Origin of the sequence: Paenibacillus soyae, assembly GCF_024623455.1 — a bacterium.
Taxonomy (GTDB): Bacteria; Bacillota; Bacilli; order Paenibacillales; family Paenibacillaceae; genus Pristimantibacillus; species Pristimantibacillus soyae.
On sequence record NZ_JANIPJ010000003.1, the window covers coordinates 82,283 to 104,882 of the forward strand.

Annotated in this window: 24 protein-coding genes; 7 read left to right on the plus strand and 17 right to left on the minus strand. The window is 56.9% G+C overall.

The genetic code is table 11. The features are described 5' to 3' along the window. Window positions 1–25: 25 nt before the first annotated feature. The 12 genes from NQZ67_RS05525 to NQZ67_RS05580 all read right to left on the minus strand — a co-directional run bounded on the left by NQZ67_RS05525 (window position 26) and on the right by NQZ67_RS05580 (window position 9,319). Window positions 26–451 carry a hypothetical protein gene (locus NQZ67_RS05525; RefSeq protein ID WP_257443540.1) on the minus strand — a complete coding sequence of 142 codons (426 nt, stop codon included), beginning with the start codon at window positions 449–451 and terminating at the stop codon, window positions 26–28. Beyond that, window positions 448–594 (minus strand): hypothetical protein, encoded by a 147-nt coding sequence (locus NQZ67_RS05530; protein ID WP_257443541.1) that lies wholly within the window; start codon window positions 592–594, stop codon window positions 448–450. The genes NQZ67_RS05525 and NQZ67_RS05530 overlap by 4 nt, the downstream gene beginning before the upstream one ends. 122 nt (window positions 595–716) lie before the next feature. Beyond that, window positions 717–866 carry a hypothetical protein gene (locus NQZ67_RS05535; RefSeq protein ID WP_257443542.1) on the minus strand — a complete coding sequence of 50 codons (150 nt, stop codon included), beginning with the start codon at window positions 864–866 and terminating at the stop codon, window positions 717–719. Window positions 867–907: 41 nt separating this feature from the next. Beyond that, entirely contained in the window at window positions 908–1,798 is an 891-nt protein-coding gene (locus NQZ67_RS05540) for a hypothetical protein (protein WP_257443544.1), read from the minus strand. Between the two features lie 17 nt (window positions 1,799–1,815). Further along, on the minus strand, window positions 1,816–2,751 hold the full coding sequence (locus NQZ67_RS05545; RefSeq protein WP_257443546.1) for a type II secretion system F family protein: 936 nt from the start codon (window positions 2,749–2,751) through the stop codon (window positions 1,816–1,818). Beyond that, a complete protein-coding gene (locus tag NQZ67_RS05550) occupies window positions 2,748–4,115 on the minus strand; it encodes an ATPase, T2SS/T4P/T4SS family (RefSeq protein WP_257443547.1) in 1,368 nt (455 codons plus the stop codon). The genes NQZ67_RS05545 and NQZ67_RS05550 overlap by 4 nt, the downstream gene beginning before the upstream one ends. Next, the gene (locus NQZ67_RS05555; protein WP_257443549.1) at window positions 4,112–4,963 is read right to left on the minus strand and encodes a P-loop NTPase family protein; all 852 of its coding nucleotides are present in this window, start codon (window positions 4,961–4,963) and stop codon (window positions 4,112–4,114) included. Before NQZ67_RS05555 ends, NQZ67_RS05550 begins: the two co-directional genes overlap by 4 nt. Then, window positions 4,956–5,684, minus strand: a complete 729-nt coding sequence (locus NQZ67_RS05560; protein ID WP_257443552.1) for an SAF domain-containing protein — start codon at window positions 5,682–5,684, stop codon at window positions 4,956–4,958. The genes NQZ67_RS05555 and NQZ67_RS05560 overlap by 8 nt, the downstream gene beginning before the upstream one ends. Window positions 5,685–5,917: 233 nt before the next feature. After that, window positions 5,918–6,268 (minus strand): type II toxin-antitoxin system PemK/MazF family toxin, encoded by a 351-nt coding sequence (locus tag NQZ67_RS05565; protein WP_087569551.1) that lies wholly within the window; start codon window positions 6,266–6,268, stop codon window positions 5,918–5,920. Window positions 6,269–6,271: 3 nt separating this feature from the next. Further along, window positions 6,272–6,553 carry a CopG family ribbon-helix-helix protein gene (locus tag NQZ67_RS05570; protein ID WP_257443558.1) on the minus strand — a complete coding sequence of 94 codons (282 nt, stop codon included), beginning with the start codon at window positions 6,551–6,553 and terminating at the stop codon, window positions 6,272–6,274. A gap of 228 nt (window positions 6,554–6,781) precedes the next feature. Next, on the minus strand, window positions 6,782–7,972 hold the full coding sequence (gene alr, locus NQZ67_RS05575) for an alanine racemase (protein WP_257443560.1): 1,191 nt from the start codon (window positions 7,970–7,972) through the stop codon (window positions 6,782–6,784). A 162-nt stretch (window positions 7,973–8,134) separates the two neighbouring features. After that, window positions 8,135–9,319, minus strand: coding sequence for a LolA family protein (locus NQZ67_RS05580; protein WP_257443561.1), 1,185 nt, complete (start codon window positions 9,317–9,319; stop codon window positions 8,135–8,137). 246 nt (window positions 9,320–9,565) lie between these two features. Between NQZ67_RS05580 and NQZ67_RS05585 the strand changes: the two genes are divergently transcribed. Together NQZ67_RS05585 and NQZ67_RS05590 are read left to right on the plus strand one after the other, a co-directional pair. Continuing rightward, on the plus strand, window positions 9,566–11,599 hold the full coding sequence (locus NQZ67_RS05585) for an ATP-binding protein (RefSeq protein ID WP_257443563.1): 2,034 nt from the start codon (window positions 9,566–9,568) through the stop codon (window positions 11,597–11,599). A gap of 54 nt (window positions 11,600–11,653) precedes the next feature. Next, on the plus strand, window positions 11,654–12,754 hold the full coding sequence (locus NQZ67_RS05590; RefSeq protein WP_257444057.1) for a stalk domain-containing protein: 1,101 nt from the start codon (window positions 11,654–11,656) through the stop codon (window positions 12,752–12,754). 54 nt (window positions 12,755–12,808) lie between these two features. On the opposite strand, the gene NQZ67_RS05595 is transcribed toward NQZ67_RS05590, so the two are convergent. Continuing rightward, on the minus strand, window positions 12,809–13,483 hold the full coding sequence (locus NQZ67_RS05595; protein ID WP_257443565.1) for a stalk domain-containing protein: 675 nt from the start codon (window positions 13,481–13,483) through the stop codon (window positions 12,809–12,811). A 341-nt stretch (window positions 13,484–13,824) separates the two neighbouring features. On the opposite strand from NQZ67_RS05595, the gene NQZ67_RS05600 reads away from it, so the two are divergent. Together NQZ67_RS05600 and NQZ67_RS05605 are read left to right on the plus strand one after the other, a co-directional pair. Next, entirely contained in the window at window positions 13,825–14,043 is a 219-nt protein-coding gene (locus tag NQZ67_RS05600; RefSeq protein WP_257443566.1) for a PspC domain-containing protein, read from the plus strand. Between the two features lie 31 nt (window positions 14,044–14,074). Continuing rightward, the gene (locus tag NQZ67_RS05605; RefSeq protein WP_257443568.1) at window positions 14,075–14,752 is read left to right on the plus strand and encodes a PspA/IM30 family protein; all 678 of its coding nucleotides are present in this window, start codon (window positions 14,075–14,077) and stop codon (window positions 14,750–14,752) included. Window positions 14,753–14,825: 73 nt separating this feature from the next. Here NQZ67_RS05605 and NQZ67_RS05610 read toward each other — a convergent pair whose 3' ends face one another. After that, window positions 14,826–15,587: an SDR family NAD(P)-dependent oxidoreductase gene (locus NQZ67_RS05610; protein ID WP_371825270.1), complete on the minus strand. Its 762-nt coding sequence runs from the start codon at window positions 15,585–15,587 to the stop codon at window positions 14,826–14,828. Between the two features lie 160 nt (window positions 15,588–15,747). Between NQZ67_RS05610 and NQZ67_RS05615 the strand changes: the two genes are divergently transcribed. Beyond that, window positions 15,748–16,527 carry a sulfite exporter TauE/SafE family protein gene (locus tag NQZ67_RS05615; RefSeq protein WP_257444060.1) on the plus strand — a complete coding sequence of 260 codons (780 nt, stop codon included), beginning with the start codon at window positions 15,748–15,750 and terminating at the stop codon, window positions 16,525–16,527. Between the two features lie 261 nt (window positions 16,528–16,788). Then, a complete protein-coding gene (locus NQZ67_RS05620) occupies window positions 16,789–18,126 on the plus strand; it encodes an FAD-dependent oxidoreductase (RefSeq protein WP_257443569.1) in 1,338 nt (445 codons plus the stop codon). Window positions 18,127–18,268: 142 nt separating this feature from the next. On the opposite strand, the gene NQZ67_RS05625 is transcribed toward NQZ67_RS05620, so the two are convergent. Together NQZ67_RS05625 and NQZ67_RS05630 are read right to left on the minus strand one after the other, a co-directional pair. After that, window positions 18,269–18,799 (minus strand): type 1 glutamine amidotransferase domain-containing protein, encoded by a 531-nt coding sequence (locus NQZ67_RS05625; RefSeq protein WP_371825271.1) that lies wholly within the window; start codon window positions 18,797–18,799, stop codon window positions 18,269–18,271. 133 nt (window positions 18,800–18,932) lie between these two features. Continuing rightward, window positions 18,933–19,625: a M50 family metallopeptidase gene (locus NQZ67_RS05630; RefSeq protein WP_257443572.1), complete on the minus strand. Its 693-nt coding sequence runs from the start codon at window positions 19,623–19,625 to the stop codon at window positions 18,933–18,935. Window positions 19,626–19,727: 102 nt separating this feature from the next. Here NQZ67_RS05630 and NQZ67_RS05635 point away from each other — a divergent pair, with 102 nt between their 5' ends. After that, on the plus strand, window positions 19,728–20,627 hold the full coding sequence (locus NQZ67_RS05635; protein ID WP_257443574.1) for a DUF4358 domain-containing protein: 900 nt from the start codon (window positions 19,728–19,730) through the stop codon (window positions 20,625–20,627). 54 nt (window positions 20,628–20,681) lie between these two features. On the opposite strand, the gene NQZ67_RS05640 is transcribed toward NQZ67_RS05635, so the two are convergent. Beyond that, window positions 20,682–22,427 carry an ABC transporter ATP-binding protein gene (locus NQZ67_RS05640; RefSeq protein ID WP_257443576.1) on the minus strand — a complete coding sequence of 582 codons (1,746 nt, stop codon included), beginning with the start codon at window positions 22,425–22,427 and terminating at the stop codon, window positions 20,682–20,684. Between the last annotated feature and the right edge of the window lie 173 nt (window positions 22,428–22,600).

Genomic DNA, 22,600 nt, shown 5'->3' on the forward strand with positions numbered 1-22,600 from the left:
CGGTTCGCCTCCTTCCTTCGCCGGTTTATGGGACATATTCGCTCATCTTCATGCCGTAGGCGCTCATTCGCTCGTCCGGGCCGACCGGGGTGACGCCGATTAACGAATCGATTAGGAATAAATTTTCGAAAGGGTAGGTTACGGTCAACTCGATGCCTACTCCCCTTATGACGGGGGCCATAGGGTCGGTCGCGTCCGCTCCGCTTGTCGTCTCATAACGGTACTCGACCGCGTCCTCACGAAGTCCGAATCCAGCCAGCCTTCGCCTCGACTCTTCCTCCATCGCCGTGCTGATATAACCGTAGGTTCCGCTTGCCCCAACCTCGAGCAAATAATCGACCTCCTGCTGCAGCACGGCTTGCCTGACGATCGCCACATGCTTGTAGATTGGAGAAAACATGATCCAACAGATCGTTGCCGCGAATAAAACAAATACCAGAATCTGCTTCATGGGCTCATTCCCTTCACGTAATCGCTCATGGCGCTGCCCGAACGATTGATCCCGCTTTTGAGCCCGTCTTCGCCATCCGCTACGGTCGTATAGATCAACACGACCGTTACGATCAGCAACATCGAAGTCAGTATCGCCCTCATGCTCTCACCCCCGAACCTGCCTAACTTTCGAAACTTCGAACTTTCAAATTTTTGAACCGATCTCCGATCTGTCTCTCCTCTTCAATCCCCGCCGTAATTACTCTCCGGCAAGCTATCGCTCCTTATGGCAGAAGCGTGCTGATCCGCGTATTCGCCGCGTTGCCTTGGGACTCGATTTGGCTTCTCGTCCCCGTCGTGTCCTGCGCGATGATCGTGTTGAACATGACGACCACGACCACCAGCAGCATGACTGTCATCAGAATGTTGCGCATATCCGTCACCTCCCCGTGCGAAATATATCGAGATACAATCGTCAACCAAGGGACTGGAACAGCTTCTGCCCTTCCCTGACCCAAGGATAAATAAACACTTGAAAGGTATACAGAATCGGAACGCCCGCTATGATGAACAATGCGTACGAGGTCGATTCTTTCCGGCTTTCTTTGGCAAGCTCGAGCTTCTCCTTATAATCGGAAATCCGCACCCGCAGCAGCTCGTAGTACTCAACGCTCTCATGCTGGCGAAGGGCGTCGATCGTCTCCGCGAAGCTCATGCCGTCATCCGTCCCTATCCGCTGCTTGAACTCTCTCAGCGCAACGGCGGGATCGTGATACCATTCGGCAAGCATTCTCTCGAGATCTCCGCGCATGACCTTGGTGTACGGGACGCAGCGCATCAGCTTCGTGTGAATATTAAGCGTGGAATCCGCCAAATAAAGCAGCTGATTGCTGATGACGTAAATTTCTTTGGTCAGCTGCATGGCCCTCATCTTGCGCAAGGCTCGAAGCCACACGCGGTCCAGCTTCATTAGAAAGGCTGCCAGCAGCGGAATGCCGCCCAGCAGCTGCATCGCGACCGATAACAGCCGATCCTGGAACAAAACGGCCGCGAGCGCCGCAAGAGCCAGGCAAGCGGCAATGCCCGCTCTTCGGACAAGCAGATACCACGCGGGATCCGCCGCGAAGCCGCAGCCGGCAAGCAACAGCTCCCTCTCCTGATAGGAGGGCCCTTCTCTGCGGATGCCGAACATCTTCAGCCAGCTGTCGGGAGCCGGAGTCTTGCGCCAGGTCAGGAACGCCAGACGCTTCCATCTTACCGGCCGCCGAGGCAGCAGACGTAACAGCGCATAGAGACCGAACGCGGCGAATACGAACTGGCCGAGCACGGCTCCGGCCGCCGCCCAAGCCGTTACCCATTGCATCATCGAGAGATGCGCCTCCCTTACATTTTTCTGCGGGACAGATACAATCCCATCAAGAACGAACCGAATATAAGCATTACCGCGTTAAGCAGCATGTCGCGGCCCCCGCCGTCCTGCAAATAATAGTAATAAGCGTTGCTCGGGTTGTACCGAATATTAATGCCGATGAACAACGCAAGGAACAATACCGGGGTGAAATTCGCGACGCGAATCTCGAGCAGCCGATTCCGCTCCTGCTCGTTCGCCCTTCTCGCTCTGCGCATGTCCCCGAGCAGCTCCCTCAAACTTTCCGATACGGATACGCCTTCGGTAAGCGATACCCTCAATATTTGCGCGAAATATTCCGCCCACACATGCCCTAGCGATCCCGCCATGATCCGCAGGCTGGCTTCGTCGTCGCCGCGCACGGATAAATTCCGGTACAGCTGCTCGAACACCGCCTGCATCGGACCGAGCAGGCGCTTCTCTTCCACGGTCCGCTGCAGCGCGACCCTCACCTGCCGCTCCCCCGTCACGAGATAACATTGATAGAACAATTCCACGGCCGGCAAAAAGTCGATCTGCGCGCCCATTCGGCGATGAACGAGAAGTCCCCTTATCCAAACATAAGGGCTTAAGCCGACAACGCAGCCAAATAGCAGCGTCCCCTTCGGCGTCTGGAAAAACAGCCCTCCCGCCAACGTTCCCGCCAGCAGCAGCAAGCCCGATATGCCGAGGAACATCTCCGCTTTCACCCGGAACCGCACCGTCTCGAGAAGCTCGCCGATATGCCCCGTGAGCGCAAGGTACGCTTTGCTCTTGTCCAACAGCAGCTTGCGCAGGCTATAGGGAGACTCATAGGTGAGCCTGCCTCGCAATCGCCGTCTCTCGGCGATTGACTGCAAGATGCCGTACGAGACGATGTTCAGAAGAATGAACAACAGCGTCATGCCTGCAAGCATCGAAATCTGGTTCATTGCGCCACCTCCTTCATGAGCCAAGCGGCAGCCCTGGATGACGGCGTATTCGGATAAAACCAAGCGTCTCTGCTCTCGTCGAAAACCGCCCACTCCCTCACGCGCACTTCGCCGTCATCCCACCGGATCTCGCCGATTCGGCTAACAATTCTCCGCCCCCGCCACACCTTCATCTCGACGCCGAGCTCCGTTACGTATTCCGCGATTCGTTTGGTGAGTCTCTCCGGATTCATGCCCCTGCCGTCGAGCATGCACATGTCAGCGATCGCTTCGGGCACGTCTTCGAGCCGGTTGGCATGCACCGTGGTCATGCTTCCGGCATGTCCCCGCGTGCAGGCCCTTACATAGATATTAGCGTCATCATCGCGGATTTCCGCATGGATGATTCGCTGCGGCGATTGCCGGAGCGCAAGCTTGAACGCTTGCGCCGCGCTATGGGCGGGGTCTTCCTCGGACGTCTCGTATTCGACGATGTTCTTCCCCGGGAAATCCCTGCCGAGCATCATCTCGAACCGTCCTTCGATCGTGACGACTCGCTCGTCGTCGGGCAATTCCGCGATCATCGCTTTCATCAAATTCGTTTTGCCGGAGTTCGTCGGACCGATGAACACCATATTGTATCTTCCGCGAAGAGCGGCAAGCAGCATTCGCCGCATCTCTTCGCTCATCGTGCGGTACGGGGGAGCCGTCAGCGCCTCGAGACCGTAATGCCGAACGGTATAGAACCGGATCGTGAGCGTCGGTCGCGAGGTGAAGCCGAATCCGGTCATCGTGACTCGCGAGCCGTCCCTCAGCATGACCTCTGCCCAGCGCTTGCGCGGATTGATCCGGTCATTGTTGTAGAGAACCAAATTTTGCTGAATGCGCTCCACGTCGCGAACGCTGGCGAACCGGAATTCGGATAAGGACGCCGTCCCTCCGCGAACCTCATAGATCCGGTCGCCAAGCACTTGAATTTCCTCAAGCCCCTGACGGTTCGCCAGCACGAGCTCCAGCACATGAAGACCGACCACCTCGGCGAACAGCGCTTCCGCCAGACTGCCGTATGGATGCTTATAGTCCGGCAGGCTCTGAGCGCGAAGCCGAAATAGCCGATCCTCGATAACCGCCAGTACCTGCTCCCTCTCCTGGGGGAAGCCAAGCACCGCCCGATTGAGCGTCTCGCTGTATTGCCTGCGTTCTTCCTCCGTCATTCCCCGCGGCGCGCTCAAGTACGTCCGGATCTCGCCGGCCAGCCGCTCGAAATCCTCGGACGAATCCGATTGCCCGCGCGATTCCCCGGCTTCACCGGCTTCCGGCTCTCTCTCTCCCTCCGTCCGTACTTTGGCCGCGAATTCTGCTAACGAAAACCTGCCGTTCTTCATGAGGAGCTCACTCCGTTCCGATACAACCGAAGCTTCCGGTACCATGGCTGCCTCATCATCGAAGGGAAGACCGCCCGCAGCCCGTGCCGTTCCATCAAGACGGCCGCAATCTTCTTCATCGCAGTCCTGCCGGCGGGATCCTCCCATAGCCACGCGCCGAATTCTCCGCGGTCGAACCCGCCGAGCAAAGCTTCGGTGAGCGGAAATTCTCCAAGCGGCGAGCAGCCGAGCTCCTTGCAAATCACCTTCATGCCGTAGCCTCCCTTGGCCCAAGAGGGCTGCACGACGATGCAGTCGTATTGATCGGGGCGGATCCCGAAGCGCGCGGAGACGCCCCCGATCCACTTCCCTCCGTCCTCCTGGAAGTGAGACAACGCCGGCGTCGTGACGACGATGCGGGACAACGCGCGCCGCATGCAGCATACCGTCGCCGCATTGTCCCAATAAGCCCCCACGTCAAGCACGGCGAAATCGAATGCCATCTCTGCCGTGTCCAGCAGATGATCGATCTCCTCCGCTCCGATGAATTCCGCTCCTTCCCGGTCCAGGTTGCCGAACAAAATGCTCAGATTCCGCATCACCGGAACGGCATAGGCCGCTCTCCGCAGCCTCTCCGGCGTCAGCGAGGCCGACCGCAGCTCCGGCTGGAGCTTATCGAGCGTTAATTCAGGCTCCTCAATGCCGAGAAACCGATGCAGCTTGGCGCTCTTCAGGTTCAGACAGAGATAGCCGACCGACAAGCCGCTGAGCTCGGCGAGCCTGAAAGCCGCCGCAAACGCGGCGGAAGTCGTCCCGATGTTCGGGGTCGTCCCGATAAACGCGGCCATAGGCGCCCCTGCTCTATTCATTCCGCAACCCCTCCTCCGCCGCGACGCCGCCGTAAGATTCCGGACTATAGGCGATCACCAGCTTCACGCTTCCGTCCTTGCACAGCCGGTCGATGGCAAGCCACTGCTCTTCCGTTAAATTCAAATTCACGTATTCGATCATGGCGTTCGCGTCCCGTCTTGCGGCATACATGCCGTCCTTGTTGTTCTCCGCCATCGACAGCAGGTGGGACTGCTCCAGCCCGTCCACTTCCACGTTGGCCGAGCTCTTCACGGAAGCGACGACCACCGGCTCCCCGAACACGCGCCTGGACTCGTTCCCCTCGCCGGACCCGTACAGCAGAACCCGGTCGCCGGCCCGAATGCCGTTCGAGACCGAGCGGACGTAATCCTTCGGAATTTGAAACGTGGATTGCCCGCTAAGCGGCTGCAGCTGATGCTCGTTAAGCTTCCAATCCCGTATCGCTTCGCCCCGCCCGAGCGGAATCGCCGTCTCCTTCCCCGACGCCGCGTCCAGCTCCGTCACCATATCGCTGCTGTACGCTCCTGCCGGCATCCGAATCCATTCCAGATCCGTCCGCTCCAGCTTCTCTCCCGCTGCCACGAACCGTTTCGGCGCCAGCACGGCCACCGTTTCCTGATGAACGAGCTGCTGCCGCTGCAGCATGTACAATCCGTACACCAGCGCGGCCGACAGCACGGCAGCCGTCACGCCGATCCACCTATTCCTTCCTCTCCCCATCTTCTTCCCTCCCGGAGCAACAAAAAAAAGAACGCCATCAACCGCCGTAATCGGCGATTCATTGCGTTCTTCGCATTTCGTGCTCTTCTATTCGGTTATGCCATGAATTTGAGCCTATAATAGCAAATAGGAGGATGAATTGTCTACACCAAATTTAAGAGGTTGTTCAAAAAGCCCACTATTCCTCTCCGATCCGGACTTTTTGAACTCGCGCTTAATGGCGGCAAATGCTGTTAAAAATCGATTAAGCCTACGCTAATCAGCAAGGCGTCGTCTACTTTACGCATCGTTTCGTCGTCCAGATGCGTGATTTTGTCGGTCAAACGTTGCTTGTCGATGGTGCGGATCTGCTCCAGAAGCACGACAGAGTCGCGATCGAACCCATGTGTAGCGGCGTCCATCTCTACATGAGTGGGCAGCTTCGCCTTCTGAATCTGCGCGGTAATGGCGGCTACGATTACCGTTGGACTGAAGCGGTTACCGATGTCATTCTGAATGACGAGCACAGGACGGACTCCTCCCTGCTCCGAGCCGACGACAGGGGACAAATCGGCAAAAAACACATCTCCGCGTTTTACGATCAAGCTCTACACCCCGCTTACGAGACGGCCTAACGTATGGTCGGCTTCTTCCTCCGCTTGAAACGCTTCCGAGGCCATGTTCAGGTTGATTTTTGCCATCTCCATATATCCGCGCTGCATGGACTCACGGATTTGACGCTTTTTGCGCTCCACCAGATACAGCTTCATGGCTTGCCGAATAAACTCGCTGCGATTGGAATTTTCCTTCGCGACGATGCCGTCGACCTCCTCCAGCAACTGATCGGGCAAGCTGATCATGATCCTTTTCGTATTATGCAAATTAGCCACCGAACTGCACCCCCAAAACTTTTCCAAAACCCACATTAACAGTATGACAAAATATAGCTCCGGCTATACTCCACCATATCTATGCCTGACGTATATCAGATATGCTATATGCTTCGCATGCACGAATTCAAAGATAACTGCTTACTATATTCGCTCTCCGGACGGCAATTCCCTGCTCGAATCCGTAATTCGGCATAATGGAATTATTACCAGCCGGGAAGAATCGATTCATCGAACGAGCGGATTGCTCGTTTTCTTGACTTCGCCGCCTTCGACGTACAGCCGGGGCACGCGCGCCGCCAGCATGCATGTCACCTCATAAGGAATGGTGCCCAGCTGTTCGGCCACTTCCTCGGCCGTAATCTCGGCTTCCCCTTGGCGGCCGATCAGCACGACCTCTGCTCCCGTCTCGACGGACGCGCCTCCCGCCGCTTGCTGCACGCCGTCCAGCGCAATCATGCATTGGTCCATGCAGATCGTGCCCCGGATCGGCGCCTTCACGCCGCGCACGAGTCCATGCGCCTTGCCTGTCAGCATCCGGCTGAAGCCGTCGGCGTAACCGATCGGCAGCGTGCCGATCGTCTCGTCTTCCGACGTTACGTATCGCGTTCCGTAGCTGATGCCCCATCCGGCTGGCGCCGTCTTCGTCCATACGACCCGCGTCTTGAGCGACAGAACCGGCCGAAGCTTGATGGAGTCCTTATTCACTTCGTCCGATGGATACAAGCCGTACATCGCGATGCCGAGACGCACCATATTGCCCGCCATTTCCGGCGTATCCATGCCGGCGGCGCTATTGGCCGCATGGATGATCGGGATCGTCCAGCCGCGCGCTTCCACGGCCTCGGCCAACTGACGGAATCGATCGTACTGCAGCTTCGTATATGTTTTGTCCCTCTCGTCCGCTTTGGCATAATGCGTGAACAGCCCTTCGACCTCGAGCTGCGGCGTACCGAGAGAACGCCCGATAAAAGCAAGCGCCTCGTCGTGACCCAGCACCCCGAGACGTCCCATTCCGGTATCCACCTTCACATGCGCCTTGAGCTTCAGCCCGTCCGGATGAGCCGGCAGCTTCGCGGCCGCTTCCCGGATATCCTCGCGGAACAAGCTGATCGTGATCCGCTGCTCCCTCGCAAGCTCGAGCGCCTCCGCCGGCACGTAGCCGAGCACAAGAATAGGCGACTGAATGCCCGCTCCGCGCAGCTGGAGCGCCTCGTCGAGAAACGCGACCCCCAAGTAATCTACGCCGAAGCGCTCAGCCGCCTCCGCTATTTCTACCGCGCCGTGTCCATACGCGTTCGCTTTCACCGATGCCATTAGCAGGCAGCCTTCCGGCAGCGAATCGCGAATGGCGCCAAGATTATGACGAAGCGCGTCCAAGTCTATTTCGGCCCATGTCGGGCGATTAAATTCCTCCAACTCCTACACCTTCTCTCCGCTTACACAACCCTGACAGTCCGAGCAGCAAATCTCATAAAAACAATGTTAAACCCTGCTGCTGGGACTGTCAATGAATTGCGGGCCGGAATCGGCTAGCAGCTCTTGGAAAATCGGAGACCGCGCCAGGCCGGACTTGCTTGCTTACTTATCCATCTCGCCCTGCACCGACTGCGCGACCTTGATCATTTCGGTCTCCGGCAGGTCGGTGGACGTCAAGCGGAACAGATGGCCTTCGTATGTCCACGTCAGCGTCTTCAGCGTGTCGTCTTCGCTCGTCGTCATCTCGCCCATCGTATGGCCAAGGCTCACCATCGTGCCCGGTACAAGCGAGGACGCCATATCCTTCGGCATCGTCTGGATGAGCGTGTAGCTGTACGTTCCCGTATAGCGGGTAATCATGCCTTTATTGCCGCCGTATACGATATCCTGGCTATCCAGCTCCGCCACGCCTTCCGGCAAGTAGGACGGCTCCATCGCGAGGAATTCGGCCGCTGCTTCGCCTTCCGCTCCAGCCGAAGTTTCTTCGTCCGGATTGCTCACTTCTTCCTCTTCGCTGCCGTTCTCCGCTCCGTCTTCTTCTACGGCGTCGTCGCCTGGCGCCGCGGCTTCGTCGGTTTGCTCTGGCGTGCCGAGCGTCGGCTGGTCCGCGTTGTCTTCGGACGGCTCGGTTTGCTCGCCGGAAGCAGGAGGAGAAGCCGCCATGTTCGCTTGCGTTTCGAATACGCTCTTGTCGAACTTCTGGTTGAACGTGAACGAATCGAACTTCACGTCCACCATGACGGAAGCGTTCGTATCGCTGACTTCCACCTGCACCGGGCTAAGGTCCTCTTTGTCGAGCCAAATTTTCTGGCGGGCAAGGGAACCGTTATTGTAATTCGCCATGACGTCGAACACGTACGCCTCTTCGTCCACCGCGAAATTTCTGGAGCCGTCCACGATGATGCTTTGAATCAAGGTTTGATACAAGTACACCTGTCCTTGGTTTTGCGGCCAGTCGCTTTGGAACCGGAATACCTTGTTCAGCTTCGGAGTCAGCACGAATACGCCTTCGTCGTTGCGAAGCACGATTTGGGTAATGTCCTTCTCTTCGTTCGTCAGCTTAATGCGGTAATTCGAAGGCTTCTGATAAGCGACTTCCACCTTGTACTCCAGCGGCTGCTGGCCGGTATGAAGCGTCATCGTGCCGCTTCCTTGATAGCTTTCCATGCTGTTTACTACTTTGTCGAGCTCCTTCACCACGGACTCGGCGTCCTTAGTCGTACCGCAAGCGGACAAGACGAGTGTGAAGCACAAAATAATTGCCGCGGTCCATGTCATGCGACGCATGTAATCATCCCCTCTGCACCCTTAATTTTAACTGGCTGATAACATGTCTATGAGGGGACTTGGACATTTATGCGGACTAGTTTGACAAGCGTGAACGAGCCCTCTGACGCCTCCGCTTCCGCATCTGCTTCCGTTCACTGGCGCGTCCTCTCGGTTCTCTCTCAAAACCCTCTCAAATTTTCTATATCTGTCAAATCCCATGGAATATAATGAAAATAATTCGTATGCTAAAGGGGTCGGTGATGGATGTCGGCAAGCGAAAAATTATCGAACGCGCAACGAACCTTATTCGTGGGCCGTTCCGAGGAACTAGAAGCGCTGCGCCGCTACGCGGCAGGCGATGAGCCCTGGCAGTGGCTTCATATTTACGGGCAAGGCGGCATGGGAAAATCGGCGCTGCTGCGACAATTCCGGATGGAATGCGCAAACGCGGGAATGCGCGTCGGCTATTTGGACGGCAGCCGCGCCGTGCGGCAAGCCGAAGAGACGTTCGGGCAGCTTGAAGAAGCCTTTCTCGTTCGCTCAGGCAGCGCCGGACCCGGCGAATCAGGCAGCCGCTCGAACGCCGATAACCATGCTCCCATCCTGCTCGTCGACGAGCTGGATCAGCTCCGGCCGATCGAGCACCGGTTCCTGCAATGGCTCGAGACATTGCGGGAGCCGGTTCGGGTCGTATCGGCCTGCCGCCATTCCTTAACGGGCGGATGGCTTCGTTCTTCTTGGGCGGCCCGGGCCCATTCGCTTCGGCTTCGCGAGCTGAATCCGAGCGATGTAGGCCGATATGCGCAAGAGCGCGGGTTAGTGGATGAGCAGGTTCACGCCCATCTATACCGTTTCTCCGGCGGCGTGCCTCTAGCCATGACCCTAACTGCGGAATCGATGCTTCGGAACGACAACCCCGGAATACCCGAGCGCGGGGATCGCTTCCAGCTTCTGTCGACGCTCATGGCGGATTTGCTAAGGGGCTACTCCCCTGCCATTCACCGCCTTCTCGAAGCGGCTTCGGTCTATCGGTGCTTTAATGAAGAGAGACTAGCCGCGATTCTGAACGAACCCTCCGGCAGCGATGAGTTCCGGGCATTCGCGGGGCTGCCCTTCCTTTCCCTGACGGAAGACGGCTGGATGCTCCATGATGCCGTCAGAGCATGGGCGCTGGAGGATTTAACCATGCGCAAGCCGGTCGCTTACGAGCAAATGAGACGCAAAGCGCTGAAGCAGCTCCAGCTGGAAGAACAGCTGAATCCCTCCCAGCGAAGCAAGCTGCAGCTTGATAAGATGAGCCTTCACGAGCAGCCGGTCGTGCGCGCGATCTGCGCGTCCGGGCATCTTGACGAGGTCGAGCTGCGCATGTGCAGGGAAGCCGACGTGGCCGCGGTCCAGGAGCTCTATATTCGCTTTCATCGCCATTCTTTTGCGGACTTAAGCGCGGATCCGCCTATGGTCTCGCTCCTGCGCAGCTTATGGCAGGCGGAGCCGTCCTCATTCATCACGCTTTGGAAGCAAGACCGGATGATCGCGTTTTTTTCGAAAATACCGCTGCGGGGAAAAACCCTCGCTTTGCTTCAAACCGAACCGCTGCTGCTTCCGTTCTTCTCGGCGTGGAAGCCTATTCCGAATGCTTATTTATTTTCGCTTATCGGCATCGAGCCCGACTTGGAGAGCAAGACTCGCGGCTATATCATCACCGCGCTGATCAACCATTTCTCCCGTTCGGAGTGGATACTCGACTTCACCTGTCTGCAGGAATGGTTCCCCGTGTTCGAGCTGTGCGGCTTCGAACGCCTTCCTTGGGCCGACGCGGCAACGGAGGACGGAATCGAATTCCGGGCGTTCGCGCTCGATCTGCGGCAGGAGGATTTCGTGACGAAGATGGACCGCGCCGTCAACCGGAGCATGGCCGAGAGCGCTTCGAACGTTCCGGCGGATGAAGAGGCAATTCCGAGCCTCAGGCTGTTGTTAAAAAATTGGCATGCCCTTCCTCGCAAATCGGAGTTGTCCCAGATGTACGCGAGGTTGTTTCCTCACCGGACGGCAAGCCCGGAATCGGACGGCAATATGGGCTACGCCGCGCAGAAAGCCTTAAGCGAGGCCATTCAAAGGCTATGCCAAGGCTATGAGCGGGAAGAGCTGTACGGCAAGCTGCTTCATGACACCTACTTAGAGAAGATCAGGCCGGCCGAACGCATCGCGAAGAAGTGGAACATGTCGCCGGCTACCTATTATCGATACTTAAACCTCGCTTTGGAGCAGCTTTTCCAGGATTTGACTCGCGGCCAATAGCGCTAGAGGCCCGAGGCCATTCTAAGAAAGTAGAGGTGTGCCCTTTTGAAGAAAATGCATCGTTACCTAGTTTGCTCGCTCAGCGCGTTATTATTGCTTATTCTTGTCATTCCCGCCGCTTATACCGCGGCGAAAACGCCCCGCGTCGATATTTATTTCGAAGACAGTCTATTGACGTTCGAAGACGCGGCGCCGATCGTGAAGAACGGAAGGACGCTCGTCCCTTTCCGCAAGCTGTTCGAGACGTTCGGCTTCACCGTGAATTGGGTCGACAAGGATGGCGTTCGCAAGGCGACGGGCACCAAAACCGGACTGTCGATCGAGCTGCCCATTAACGGGAAATTTGCCTCCGTGAACGGCCGGCAGGTGGAGCTGGACGTCCCCGCCCAGCTTGTTAACGGCAGGACCATGATTCCGCTTCGCTTTGTTGCGGAGAACAGCGGCTATGAAGTTTCGTTCGCGAACCAGGGCGACGTGTATGTCATCCGGATTAGCGGCGCCTCCTCCCACGCCGAAGCCGAGCCTTATGTCGTGAAAGGCCGCGTCGTCGACGAAGAGGGCCATCCGGTCAAAGGCGCCGAGGTGTTCGCGGATAACCAGCTCCTCTATAACAGCAATCTTCACGCGGTAACCGATGAAGACGGCTTCTACCGGATTGAGCTCCCGCTTCTCGCCACGACTTGGAACATGGGCGGCTCGCATACGGTCGTTATCGATGGGAGCAGCTTCGAGGTTGACCTGATCCCTGATATTGATCAGCCTTTTGCAGGCAATACGGGCGCTGTCCGAAACTTTACGATGGACGTCAATACGGCGACAGGCTATCTGTACCTGTATATGGACATTAACAGCTTCGTTAACGGCTATTACGAGAACGACGTCAAAATCACGCTTACGAGGCTCGGAGCAGGCGGCAGAGAAGGCGATCCCGTAAGCGGCTACGGCTATAATTTCCCCGGCGGCTTCGGGATCGACCAAGTACCGGTCGGCCAATACCGCGCGACGGCCGTGTTCGCTCCGCCCGGCGAGGAACCGCTGCCTCTGCTGATCCGCGAGCGGAACCGGAACCAGCAATACGCCGAATCCGTCGAATTCGATTTCAGCCCGCTCACTCCCGGCATCTACGAAGCCCACATCGAAGTCATGGTCCCGTAAATCAGCCATAAAACAGACGGCCTCTGAATCGTCAGAGGCCGTCTGTTTTAATGTTTATTTATAATAAGAAGTCGTCAGCGGAACGAACACCGCTCCGCCCGCTTTGGCATCGCTGTGAATATAGAGCCTCTCCACTCCGCCAATGTCTACCTCGAGCGTAACAAGCCCGTCCTCGACCTTTAGCACTTCGACTTCCTTCAGGGTAATATTCTCCTCCGCATCCTCGATCTCCAGACCGGTCAGGTCTTCGCCGACTGCCGCGATTTGCAGATAAAGCGTCTGGTATTCCTTGTTCGGATAAAGGAGGAATGAGCTGCCGCGGTTCGACTTTCCGTTGTCGAAGAACGCTTCCTTGTAATCCTTGCCCATGTACGTCGTGTGTTTAGGATCTTTTGTATGGTACGTATCATTAAAGCCATCCACTATGGAGATGCCTTCAACCTTCTCGCCGAGAATTATCGTTTTGCTTTCCTGATCATAGTCAACCGCTACGCCAAGCGCATCGGATATCGCCCGAATCGGAAAATAATTGGCTTCGTTGTACATGATCGGCGCAATGGCGTTACCATTCACATCCCTTAATTGAACGGGAGAGCCATCCACCTTCACCTTAATTTCAGGATTCAGAAACGCCTTGATTTCCTCCAGCTTTGTCGCGGCGTACGCGCCGGTCCCCATGCTCGCCAACATGGACAAACTAATGAGAGCCGCTGCTGTTTTTTTCTTCAACTGCCAACACACTCCTTTTTATGTATTTACTAGAACATCGGACGTATCCGAGTATATCGAACCGGCATCCGTGCGGACAAGAGCATTTCGAGCTATCCATCCGTACCCTAAGAACTATCGCAGGCGAACATGCCTGACGGAAAGTCCCAGGCGGGCTATATATTCGGGGTTCTATCTTTGTCTATGTCTGTACCCCCTTGCAGAAGCCTCCTCCGCCATACGCCCGACCTCTGCCCCGCCTAAAGGCCAGCTTCAAGAATAGACCGGGGACCGTTACCCGAAAAGCCGGGCGCATTTAGAATAAAGACATAGATGAGCTGCAAGAAAGGATGAAGAAGACAATGAAAAAATTGTTCAGATCCCACACGGACAACAAAATCGCGGGCGTATGCGGAGGAATCGCGGAATGGCTGGGCATCGACTCCACCATAGTAAGGCTGCTGTTCATCATCTCGGCGTTTTTCAGCTTCGGGGCGGTCCTGCTGGTTTACTTCGCGGCGGCGCTGTTCGTGCCCAAGCCGCCTTACAACGATATGACGTTCACTCACTTCCACTACTAAAAATAAAACAAAACCAAAGGAGAAATGCGAAATGGGAATTCTACAACGAGTTGTGAATATGACGAAGGCCGCGGCCAATGAAATGCTGGACAAAATGGAAAATCCGGTCATGATGCTGAACCACTATTTGAGGGACTTGGACGAAGAGATCGAAAAAACGGAGCGCGCCCTTATCGCACAGCAAGCGCAGGAGCGCATCCTTGGCTCCAAATTCGACGAACAGAACGCTCAGGCTTTGCATTACGAAGGCAAAGCGGAGCAGGCGGCGGCTGAAGGCCGCGAAGCGGAAGCGCGCACCGCGCTCGAAGCCAAGCTGCTGTACCTGGAGCAGGCGGAAGAGACGGATAAGCTGCGCGGCTTCGCTAAGCAAGCGGTCATCGATCTGCAGCTGAAAGTCGAGTCTCTTAAGGAAGAGAAAACTCGTCTGCAAAGCAAACGGACGGAGTTGATTGCGCGGGTTCGCCAATCGGCGGCTTCGGGCGCAGGCCATGGCTATGGCGCGGCCCCGCATTTGCAAGGCAGCGCGGCTGCCAAAGGCTTCGAGCGGATCGAGCAGAAGGTGCTGGAATGGGAAGCGGCGCGCGAGCTCTCGAAGACATCCGGCGGCGGTTACGCCGGCTATGACGCGGCGGCCAGCCAGAAGAACGAGCAGCGCAGCGCGCTGGTGGAAGAGCAGTTGCAGAGGTTGCTGAAGAAATCCGGCAGCTAGCCTTTATATAGATGAAAATGAAGACCGCACTGGGTAACGGCAGTGCGGTCTTCTTTCATATGTGGGCTGCTATTCATTCCTCGTAAATCATTCGTCTCGTCATGCCGCCGTCCACCGTTAGATGGGTGCCCGTTACGAAGCTATTCCCCGGATCCGTCAGGTAGAAGCACGCTCTGACAATGTCATCCGTCCTGCCGACCCGCCCGGCCGGATGCTGGCTGTGATCGGCTTCCCGCAGCGCGCCGTAATCGCCTGTCTCGATCCAGCCCGGGCATATCGCGTTGACCGTAATGCGGTCGGGCCCGAATGAGACGGCCATGGCGTGCGTGAGGGCGAGAATGCCTCCTTTGGACGCGGCATAGGCCTCCGAATTCGGCTCGGACATCAGTGCCCGGGTAGACGAGATATTGACGATCGCCCCTCCGCCGCCCTCCCGCATCCGCTTGGCTCCCTCTCTCGAGCATAGGAAAGTGCCGCGCAGATTCGTGTTCACGACGCTGTCCCACTCGTCCAGCTCCAAGTCGTACGGCGATTTCCAAATGCCGAACCCGGCGTTATTGATCAATATATTTAGCGACTGAACCTTCTCGTCTAATTCGCGGAACAGCTTTCCGACCTCATCGGGATTGCTGATGTCCGCCAGGACGCTCGCCGCTGCGGCATAGCCTTGCTCTTGCAGCAGCTCGGCCGTGCGCCGCAGCCCTTCCTGATTTTTGTCCGCCAGCACGACGCGGGCATCCCGCGCGGCGTAGGCCAGCGCCAGCGCGCGGCCGATCCCGGCTCCCGCACCGGTGATGAGCACGGTTTTATTTTGAAACACGATATCTGCATTCACTCGTTTCACGCTCCTTCATTACCTGTATCCATCATGGCTTGATATGATTATAGCTTGCCTAACTGGAAAATTCCTCATGCCTCTAGCGGGAACCCGTCAAATAAGGTATGATGGCTCGGCAGTATTCTAACAGTCAACAGACATCATGGACAGGACGGTAATGGACAGCATGAGCATCGAATGGACCACAGAGATGATCTTAATTATTATAGCCGGAGGATTCTTGGCGGCATTCGTCGATTCCGTCGTCGGAGGGGGCGGACTAATCTCCGTGCCGGCTTTGCTTGCGGCAGGCCTGCCTCCCCACCTCGCGCTCGGCACCAATAAATTGGCCGGAACGATGTCGTCGCTGACGAGCACGATCGCCTTCTTCCGCTCCGGCAACATCGACCTTAAGATGTCGGGGAAGCTAGTGCCGCTGGCGGCGATCGGCGCCGTGTCGGGCACGCTGCTGCTGCAGCTCGTTCCTTCGGACTGGCTGCGCCCGCTCGTTGTCGCCATGCTGCTGCTCGTGACCGTCTACACCCTCTTCCGCAAGGACTGGGGAAAGGTCAACACTCTGAAGGCCATGTCCGGCAGGGGCTGGATCGCGATGGCCGCGGCGGCACTTCTGCTTGGCGGGTACGACGGCTTCTTCGGACCGGGCACAGGATCGTTCCTCATCTTCGCGTTCCTGCTTCTTGGGCTCGATTTCGTGAAGGCTGCCGGGAATGCGAAGCTGCTTAATTTTACGAGCAATCTCTTTGCCCTTGGCTCGTTCTTCTTCCTCGGATCCATCTCCTACGGCGTCGGCTTGCTGATGGGAGCCGCGATGGTGCTTGGTTCCCTCGTCGGCTCGCGGGTGGCGATCAAGCAAGGCGCGCGTTACGTCAGGCCTCTCTTCATCGGCGTCAGCGCGCTTCTTATAGCTAGGCAGGTATGGACGATCGCGGCTGGTTAAGCAGCTGCCCGTTGATGCAGCCGGACGGAATGTCCGCCCGGCTGTTTGTTTATTTTGCAGGCAGCGGATACGTTTCGAATAGGTTGTGAATTTTGTCACAAATCCGTCATTGTCTTTTTCAAGCGGATCGCATATGATAAGAGCATCAAAAGATTGTGAATGAAATCACATAGTACATTAGTTTGTGAAAACATTCACGTAGATCGAGGGCACCTCCCTTCAAGGGGCTGAGCTTCGGTCCAATCATAAGGAGGAATTCAAATGACGACCCAAATCGCTGTTATCGGATGTACCCATGCAGGTACGGCTGCCATTACGGAAATGGCAAAACGATATCCTGACGCTCGCATTACCGTCTTCGAACGGAACGACAATATATCGTTCCTCTCGTGCGGCATCGCGCTTCATGTGAGCGGCGTCGTTAAAGACGCGCAGGGACTGTTCTACTCGTCGCCGGAGAGGCTTGCCGAGCTGGGCGTCACGACGCTGATGAAGCATGACGTGCTCGCCGTCGACACGGAAGCCAAGACGCTGAGAGCCCGCAACCTGGTTACCGGCGAAGAGCTGACGCAGGCTTACGACAAGCTTGTCGTAACGACCGGCTCGTGGCCGATTATTCCGAAGATGGTCGGCATCGGGCTCGAGAACGTCGTGCTCTGCAAAAATTATAACCATGCGCAGGCCATCATCGAAAAAGCAAAGCAAGCCCGCCGCATCGCCGTTATCGGCGCGGGCTACATCGGAATCGAGCTTGTCGAAGCGTTCGAGATGCTGGGCAAGGAAGTCACGCTTATCGATAATATGGACCGCATTCTGTACAAATATTTGGATCAGGAAATAACCGGCGTTACGGAGCAAGCCTTCAAGGAAAAAGGCGTCCAGCTTGAGCTCGGCCAAACGGTCACTTCGTTCGAAGGCGACAAAGAAGGACGCGTCGCGAAAGTGATTACGGACAAAGGCGATTACGAGGCGGATCTCGTCGTCCTGTGCATCGGCTTCCGGCCGAATACCGAGCTGCTGAAAGGCCAAGTGAATATGCTGCCGAACGGCGCCATCCTGGTAGACGAATATATGCGCACCAGCAAGCCGGACGTGTTCGCCGCGGGCGACAGCTGCGCCGTTCACTACAATCCGACCGGGGAGCATGCCTATATCCCTCTTGCTACGAACGCCGTCAGAATGGGTACGCTGGTTGCCCGGAATCTGATGGAACCTACCGTCAAATATAGGGGCACCCAAGGCACGTCGGGCATCAAAATTTACGACTACAACATCGCGTCGACGGGCTTGACCGAAACGGCCGCGCTTGCTGCAGGCTTGAATGTGAAAAAAGTCACAATCGAAGACAACTACCGTCCCGAGTTTATGCCGACGCACGAGCCGGTTACGCTCAAGGTCGTGTACGACGCGGAGACCGGCCGGATTCTAGGCGCGCAGGTCCTGTCGAAGGTCGACTTGACGCAATCGATTAATACGCTGTCGGTATGCATACAGAACGGCATGACGATGGAGGAGCTAAGCTACGTCGACTTCTTCTTCCAGCCGCACTATAACAAACCGTGGAATTTGCTGAACCAAGCCGGCCTGCAGGCGGTATAGCCGGTCCGCTCGTCTAATGAGGTCCCTCAGCTCGCATCGCATAGGAAAGAGGCTGTTCCCCGCAGAATGAATCTGCGCAGGAGCAGCCTCTTCTCTGTCGCCCTCATCAGCCGCGCTGTCGGAGCGGATTGACGCTGGCCCGTCACCAGGCGTTCACGCCGATCTTCTCCAGCGTCTCGCTAATGAATGCCGGCTCGTCCTCCGGCGTGCGGGACGTAATCAAGTTCTGGTCGACGACGACTTTCTTGTCGATGAATCGTCCTCCCGCCCTCTCCACCTCGCCGGCGATGCCCGGATAGGAGGTCAGCGTGCGGCCTTCCAGGATGCCGGCTGCGGCGAGCACTTGCGGACCGTGGCAGATGGCCGCGATCGTCACGCAGGACGCGTCCGCCTCCTGTACGAATTGCTGCACGTTCTTATTGTCCATCAGCTTGCTCGGAGAGCTGCCTCCCGGAATGATGATAGCGGCGTAATCATTCGGGTCTGCCTCATCAATCGATAGATGCGTTGTATACGAAACCGTGCCGTTTTTCCCCTTCAGCTCCTGCCCCGCCCGCAGCCCGATGATGACGGTCTCGTGCCCGTTCTTCACCATCTCGTCGTATGGATTTTGCATTTCGGAATCCTCGAAGCCCTCCGCCAGCAGAAACGCAATTTTTTTCGTATTTTGCATCTTCATCGCTCCTCTCGTTATGGACGCTGTATCTTTACCTTACCCCGAATGATGCCGCCTGAATCCGGCATTATCGGAAAATGCGGTAAAGGAAGAAGGAAGAAGGCAAATCCTCTAGACGGATCTTCCTTCCTCATTCCAGTCCCGCTTGCACCTCCCGCCGCCTTCTACCTCCCAGCAGCCGACTAAGAGCAATTCGAGCGCACCACACCGAGAAGATCGCGAACATCAGTCCCCAAACGGCGGCCGGCAGCATCGTCGTTTGGCTCAAGCTGGCGGCGTCGCCCGCCTGCGCGGGACTCGTGAAGGATAGATACAGGATCACGAATGCCGAGACGACCGATTCGACCAAGCACAGAAACGCGATAAGCAGGTAATAGCCTTTCTGCAGCCATCTTGGGGCGAGAAACGCGATCAGCGCGGTCACGACGGAGAAGCCGGCGCACCAAGCGATGCCGTATCCGTTGCGAACGAACAACACCAGCGCGAGCACCGCCATGATGACAATGAACGACAAGCCCGTCCGCAGTCGCTCCCGCCGGTACAAATCGAACAGCAGCGCCGCGAATAACGATGCTCCTGCATAGCCCGCCAGTCCGATCGGGATGAGCATCCAGCCTTCCGAGAACCGGGTCAGCGTCACGCCGCTCTGATCCGCGTAGAGATGAATTTCCATCACCTTGCCCTGCAATAACAGCGCCGCCGCGGCATGCGACAGCTCATGGACGAGCGTATTCACATTGCGGAAAAAAGCCGAAAACGGCACAAACCGCGTCAAGAATAACACGATCAAGAAGATAACGCCCGTTCGAAACCAAGAGAACATTCAAATCTCCTCCTTGCCAGAAATACGCAACTTTTGTCCACCGGCAAGCGTCTACCTTTGTGACTACTATACCATTAACGGCATGGACCAAAGGAGCTCAACATGACACAAAAATCCAAAACGCATCTCAAGCTTGCGGCACTCGCGCTGGCCGCGGCATTGACCGTGACAGCCTGCAGCAGCGGCAAACAAGACCAATTGGATTCAGGCGCAGCCGTCACTCCCTCTCCTTCACCGACTGAAATAGCGACCGAAACCGAAACGCCTACAATAGAAGCAAGCAAAGCTCCTGAATCCGGGATAACGTCGGAGCCGACGGACAAGCCGACGAGTCAGCCTTCCGCTGCACCCGAGCAAACCGAAAAGCCGGAGCCGGCGGAGTCTTCAGCATCGAAGCCCGCTACAACGAAGCCTAGCGCCAAGCCTGCCGCTAAGCCGGCAGCAAGCGCGAAGCCAACCGCCAGCGTCAGACCAAGCGCTAAACCGACAGCCGCGCCGTCGGTCTCTCCAACCCCGGAGCCGACGGCCGAGCCCGCGGCAACACCGACTGCAACGCCGGCGCCAACGGCAACGCCTGCCGCGACACAGCCGTCTTCGGCTCCGGAGGGCGAACCAAGCGTCGATGAGATCGTCGCCCGATTATCCGAAGAGCTCGAGATGCCGTCGATGACAACCATCAAAAAGGAACAAATCCCCGAGTTCTACCAAGGCATCGAACCGGACGCGATGCTGGAGGAATATGTGTTCAAGCAAGCAATGATCATGATTTCCGCCAGCGAATACTCCGTCATAAAGCTGAAATCGGAGGATGAGTATGATACGGCCGCCGCGGCCTTCGCGTTCCGCGCCGAGACGGTCATGAAGAGCTTCGAGAACTATTTGCAGGATCAATACCAGCTTGCGGAAAACTATCAGGTTATCCGGAACGGTCCTTACGTATTGTTCTCGATCTCGGATAAGCAAGAGGAAATCGCGGCTATTTTCAATGGTTTTTTCGAGTAATGAGAAGGAGGCCTGCACCCGGTGCAGGCCTCCCTTTTTTTATTGCCGCCTTCTCTATGCCGTAACCGCCGAATCCTGCTCGATGAACTGCTGACGAACGAGCTTCGCGTACAGCTCGTGCGACTGCAGCAGCTCGGCGTGCGTGCCTTGCCCCGTGATCCCGCCGTTCTCGAGCACTAGGATCTGATCCGCCGCGCTGATTGTCGACAGACGATGCGCAATGACAAGCGTCGTCCTGTCCCGCATCAGCGCCTGCAGCGCTTCCTGCACCAGCTTCTCCGAGCCGCTGTCCAGATGGGCGGTCGCCTCGTCGAGCAGCAGAATGTCCGGATTCCGCAGCAGCGCTCTCGCGATCGCCAGCCTCTGCCGCTGACCTCCCGACAGCTTAACGCCCCTCTCTCCCACTTCCGTATCGAGGCCCTCGGGCAGCGACTCGATGAAGGACGACAGGTTCGCTTGCCACAGCGCCTCCGCCATCCGTGCGGGGTCCGCCCCGTCCAGACCGTACGTCAAGTTATGCCGGATGGTACCGGCCATCATGGGGCTGTCCTGGGAAACATAAGCGATCCGGCCTCTCCAGCTCTCAAGCCCGATCCCCTCGATCGGTTCGTTCCCGTAACGAATCACGCCTTCCGTCGGCGCATAGAATCGCTCGATCAAAGAGAAAAGCGTCGTCTTGCCCGTGCCGCTTGGTCCTACGATGGCCGTCATGCCTCCCGGCTTAGCCGCGAAAGTTAGATTTCGCAGAATCGGTCTATCCGGCGAATAGGCGAAGCTTACGCCTTCGAAGGCTAATGGCTCTTTTGCCCTCGCTCCAGACAGGCCGCTCGGCAGCTCTGCTCCTACCTCTTCCGCTCGTTCCTCCAGTAGCTCGATAATGCGCTGCGACGCTCCCGTCGCCTTCTGGAATTGCGTAAAGAAGGACGCCATCTGCGTAAACGGCATGACGATCTGGAACATGTACAGAATGATCGCGACGAGCTCGCCGGTCGAAAGCGTGTTCTGCGCGACCCGAACCCCTCCGTAACCGATAAGCAGCACAAGAATGAGCAGCATAACCGTCATCATGAGCGGCGTGACGACCGACATGATCTTGGCTTCCTGCAAGCCGAATCGGAACAAGCTCGATACGCGCCCCTTTCCTTGCTCGAGCTCCACGCGCTCCGCGAGCGAGGCTTTCACCAGCCGAATCTCCGACAGCACCCTCCCGAGATCGCCTTGGAACAAAGCCGTCTCGTCCTGCATCGCCTTCGACACCTTGAACATCCGATTGCCGAGCGGCCACAGCACCAGCATGGCGGCGGGTACGGCGATGAACATGAGCAGCGTCATTTTCCAGTCAATGTAGAGCAGGATGATTACGCCGCCCACAATCGAAACGAGGCCTCCCACGAACGAAATCACATGGCTGATAATAAAATCTTTGATTACGTTTGTGTCGTTCGTTACCCGGCTCATCGTCTCCCCGGACGAGCTGCGGTCGAAGAACGGCACCGGCAGCTTCAGGACCCGCTCCCACAGCTCCTTGCGCATGCCGGCGATCATGAATTGCCCGACATAGGACATCGTGTAGACGGAGAAGCCGGACATGACCGTCTGCAAGGCAAACACAACCCCCAGCGCGACGATGGTGAAGGTTTCCAGCGCCGAGCCTGCCAGCTGCTCCACGACGTTTTTGGTCAGAAGCGGAATAAACAACGACAAGACGGTCTCTCCCAGACCCAGCACGACGGCTGCGGCGATGATCCATTTGGCCGGACGGTGCCTGCCGATTAACGATAGAAACGGTTTGATTTCCATAAGCTTTTCCTCCCCTAATGCGTGGCTTTCCTCTATGGTTCATAGCGTATCACCTCACGTAACGTGAGGCGCAAGCCTTATTTTTAATTGCCGCGAAACCCAAGAGAAAAGTATGACAGACTGTTGTCATAGTTGAGTCCGTATAATCGCTTCAGGGTCAAAAAACAAACGCA

Coding starts and splice junctions, on each gene's coding strand:
- NQZ67_RS05525 (WP_257443540.1), bottom strand. CDS start 451: ATGAAGCAGATTCTGGTATTTGTTTTATTCGCGGCAACGATCTGTTGG.
- NQZ67_RS05530 (WP_257443541.1), bottom strand. CDS start 594: ATGAGGGCGATACTGACTTCGATGTTGCTGATCGTAACGGTCGTGTTG.
- NQZ67_RS05535 (WP_257443542.1), bottom strand. CDS start 866: ATGCGCAACATTCTGATGACAGTCATGCTGCTGGTGGTCGTGGTCGTC.
- NQZ67_RS05540 (WP_257443544.1), bottom strand. CDS start 1,798: ATGATGCAATGGGTAACGGCTTGGGCGGCGGCCGGAGCCGTGCTCGGC.
- NQZ67_RS05545 (WP_257443546.1), bottom strand. CDS start 2,751: ATGAACCAGATTTCGATGCTTGCAGGCATGACGCTGTTGTTCATTCTT.
- NQZ67_RS05550 (WP_257443547.1), bottom strand. CDS start 4,115: ATGAAGAACGGCAGGTTTTCGTTAGCAGAATTCGCGGCCAAAGTACGG.
- NQZ67_RS05555 (WP_257443549.1), bottom strand. CDS start 4,963: ATGAATAGAGCAGGGGCGCCTATGGCCGCGTTTATCGGGACGACCCCG.
- NQZ67_RS05560 (WP_257443552.1), bottom strand. CDS start 5,684: ATGGGGAGAGGAAGGAATAGGTGGATCGGCGTGACGGCTGCCGTGCTG.
- NQZ67_RS05580 (WP_257443561.1), bottom strand. CDS start 9,319: ATGCGTCGCATGACATGGACCGCGGCAATTATTTTGTGCTTCACACTC.
- NQZ67_RS05585 (WP_257443563.1), top strand. CDS start 9,566: ATGTCGGCAAGCGAAAAATTATCGAACGCGCAACGAACCTTATTCGTG.
- NQZ67_RS05590 (WP_257444057.1), top strand. CDS start 11,654: ATGCATCGTTACCTAGTTTGCTCGCTCAGCGCGTTATTATTGCTTATT.
- NQZ67_RS05600 (WP_257443566.1), top strand. CDS start 13,825: ATGAAAAAATTGTTCAGATCCCACACGGACAACAAAATCGCGGGCGTA.
- NQZ67_RS05605 (WP_257443568.1), top strand. CDS start 14,075: ATGGGAATTCTACAACGAGTTGTGAATATGACGAAGGCCGCGGCCAAT.
- NQZ67_RS05615 (WP_257444060.1), top strand. CDS start 15,748: ATGGACAGCATGAGCATCGAATGGACCACAGAGATGATCTTAATTATT.
- NQZ67_RS05620 (WP_257443569.1), top strand. CDS start 16,789: ATGACGACCCAAATCGCTGTTATCGGATGTACCCATGCAGGTACGGCT.
- NQZ67_RS05625 (WP_371825271.1), bottom strand. CDS start 18,799: ATGCAAAATACGAAAAAAATTGCGTTTCTGCTGGCGGAGGGCTTCGAG.
- NQZ67_RS05630 (WP_257443572.1), bottom strand. CDS start 19,625: ATGTTCTCTTGGTTTCGAACGGGCGTTATCTTCTTGATCGTGTTATTC.
- NQZ67_RS05635 (WP_257443574.1), top strand. CDS start 19,728: ATGACACAAAAATCCAAAACGCATCTCAAGCTTGCGGCACTCGCGCTG.
- NQZ67_RS05640 (WP_257443576.1), bottom strand. CDS start 22,427: ATGGAAATCAAACCGTTTCTATCGTTAATCGGCAGGCACCGTCCGGCC.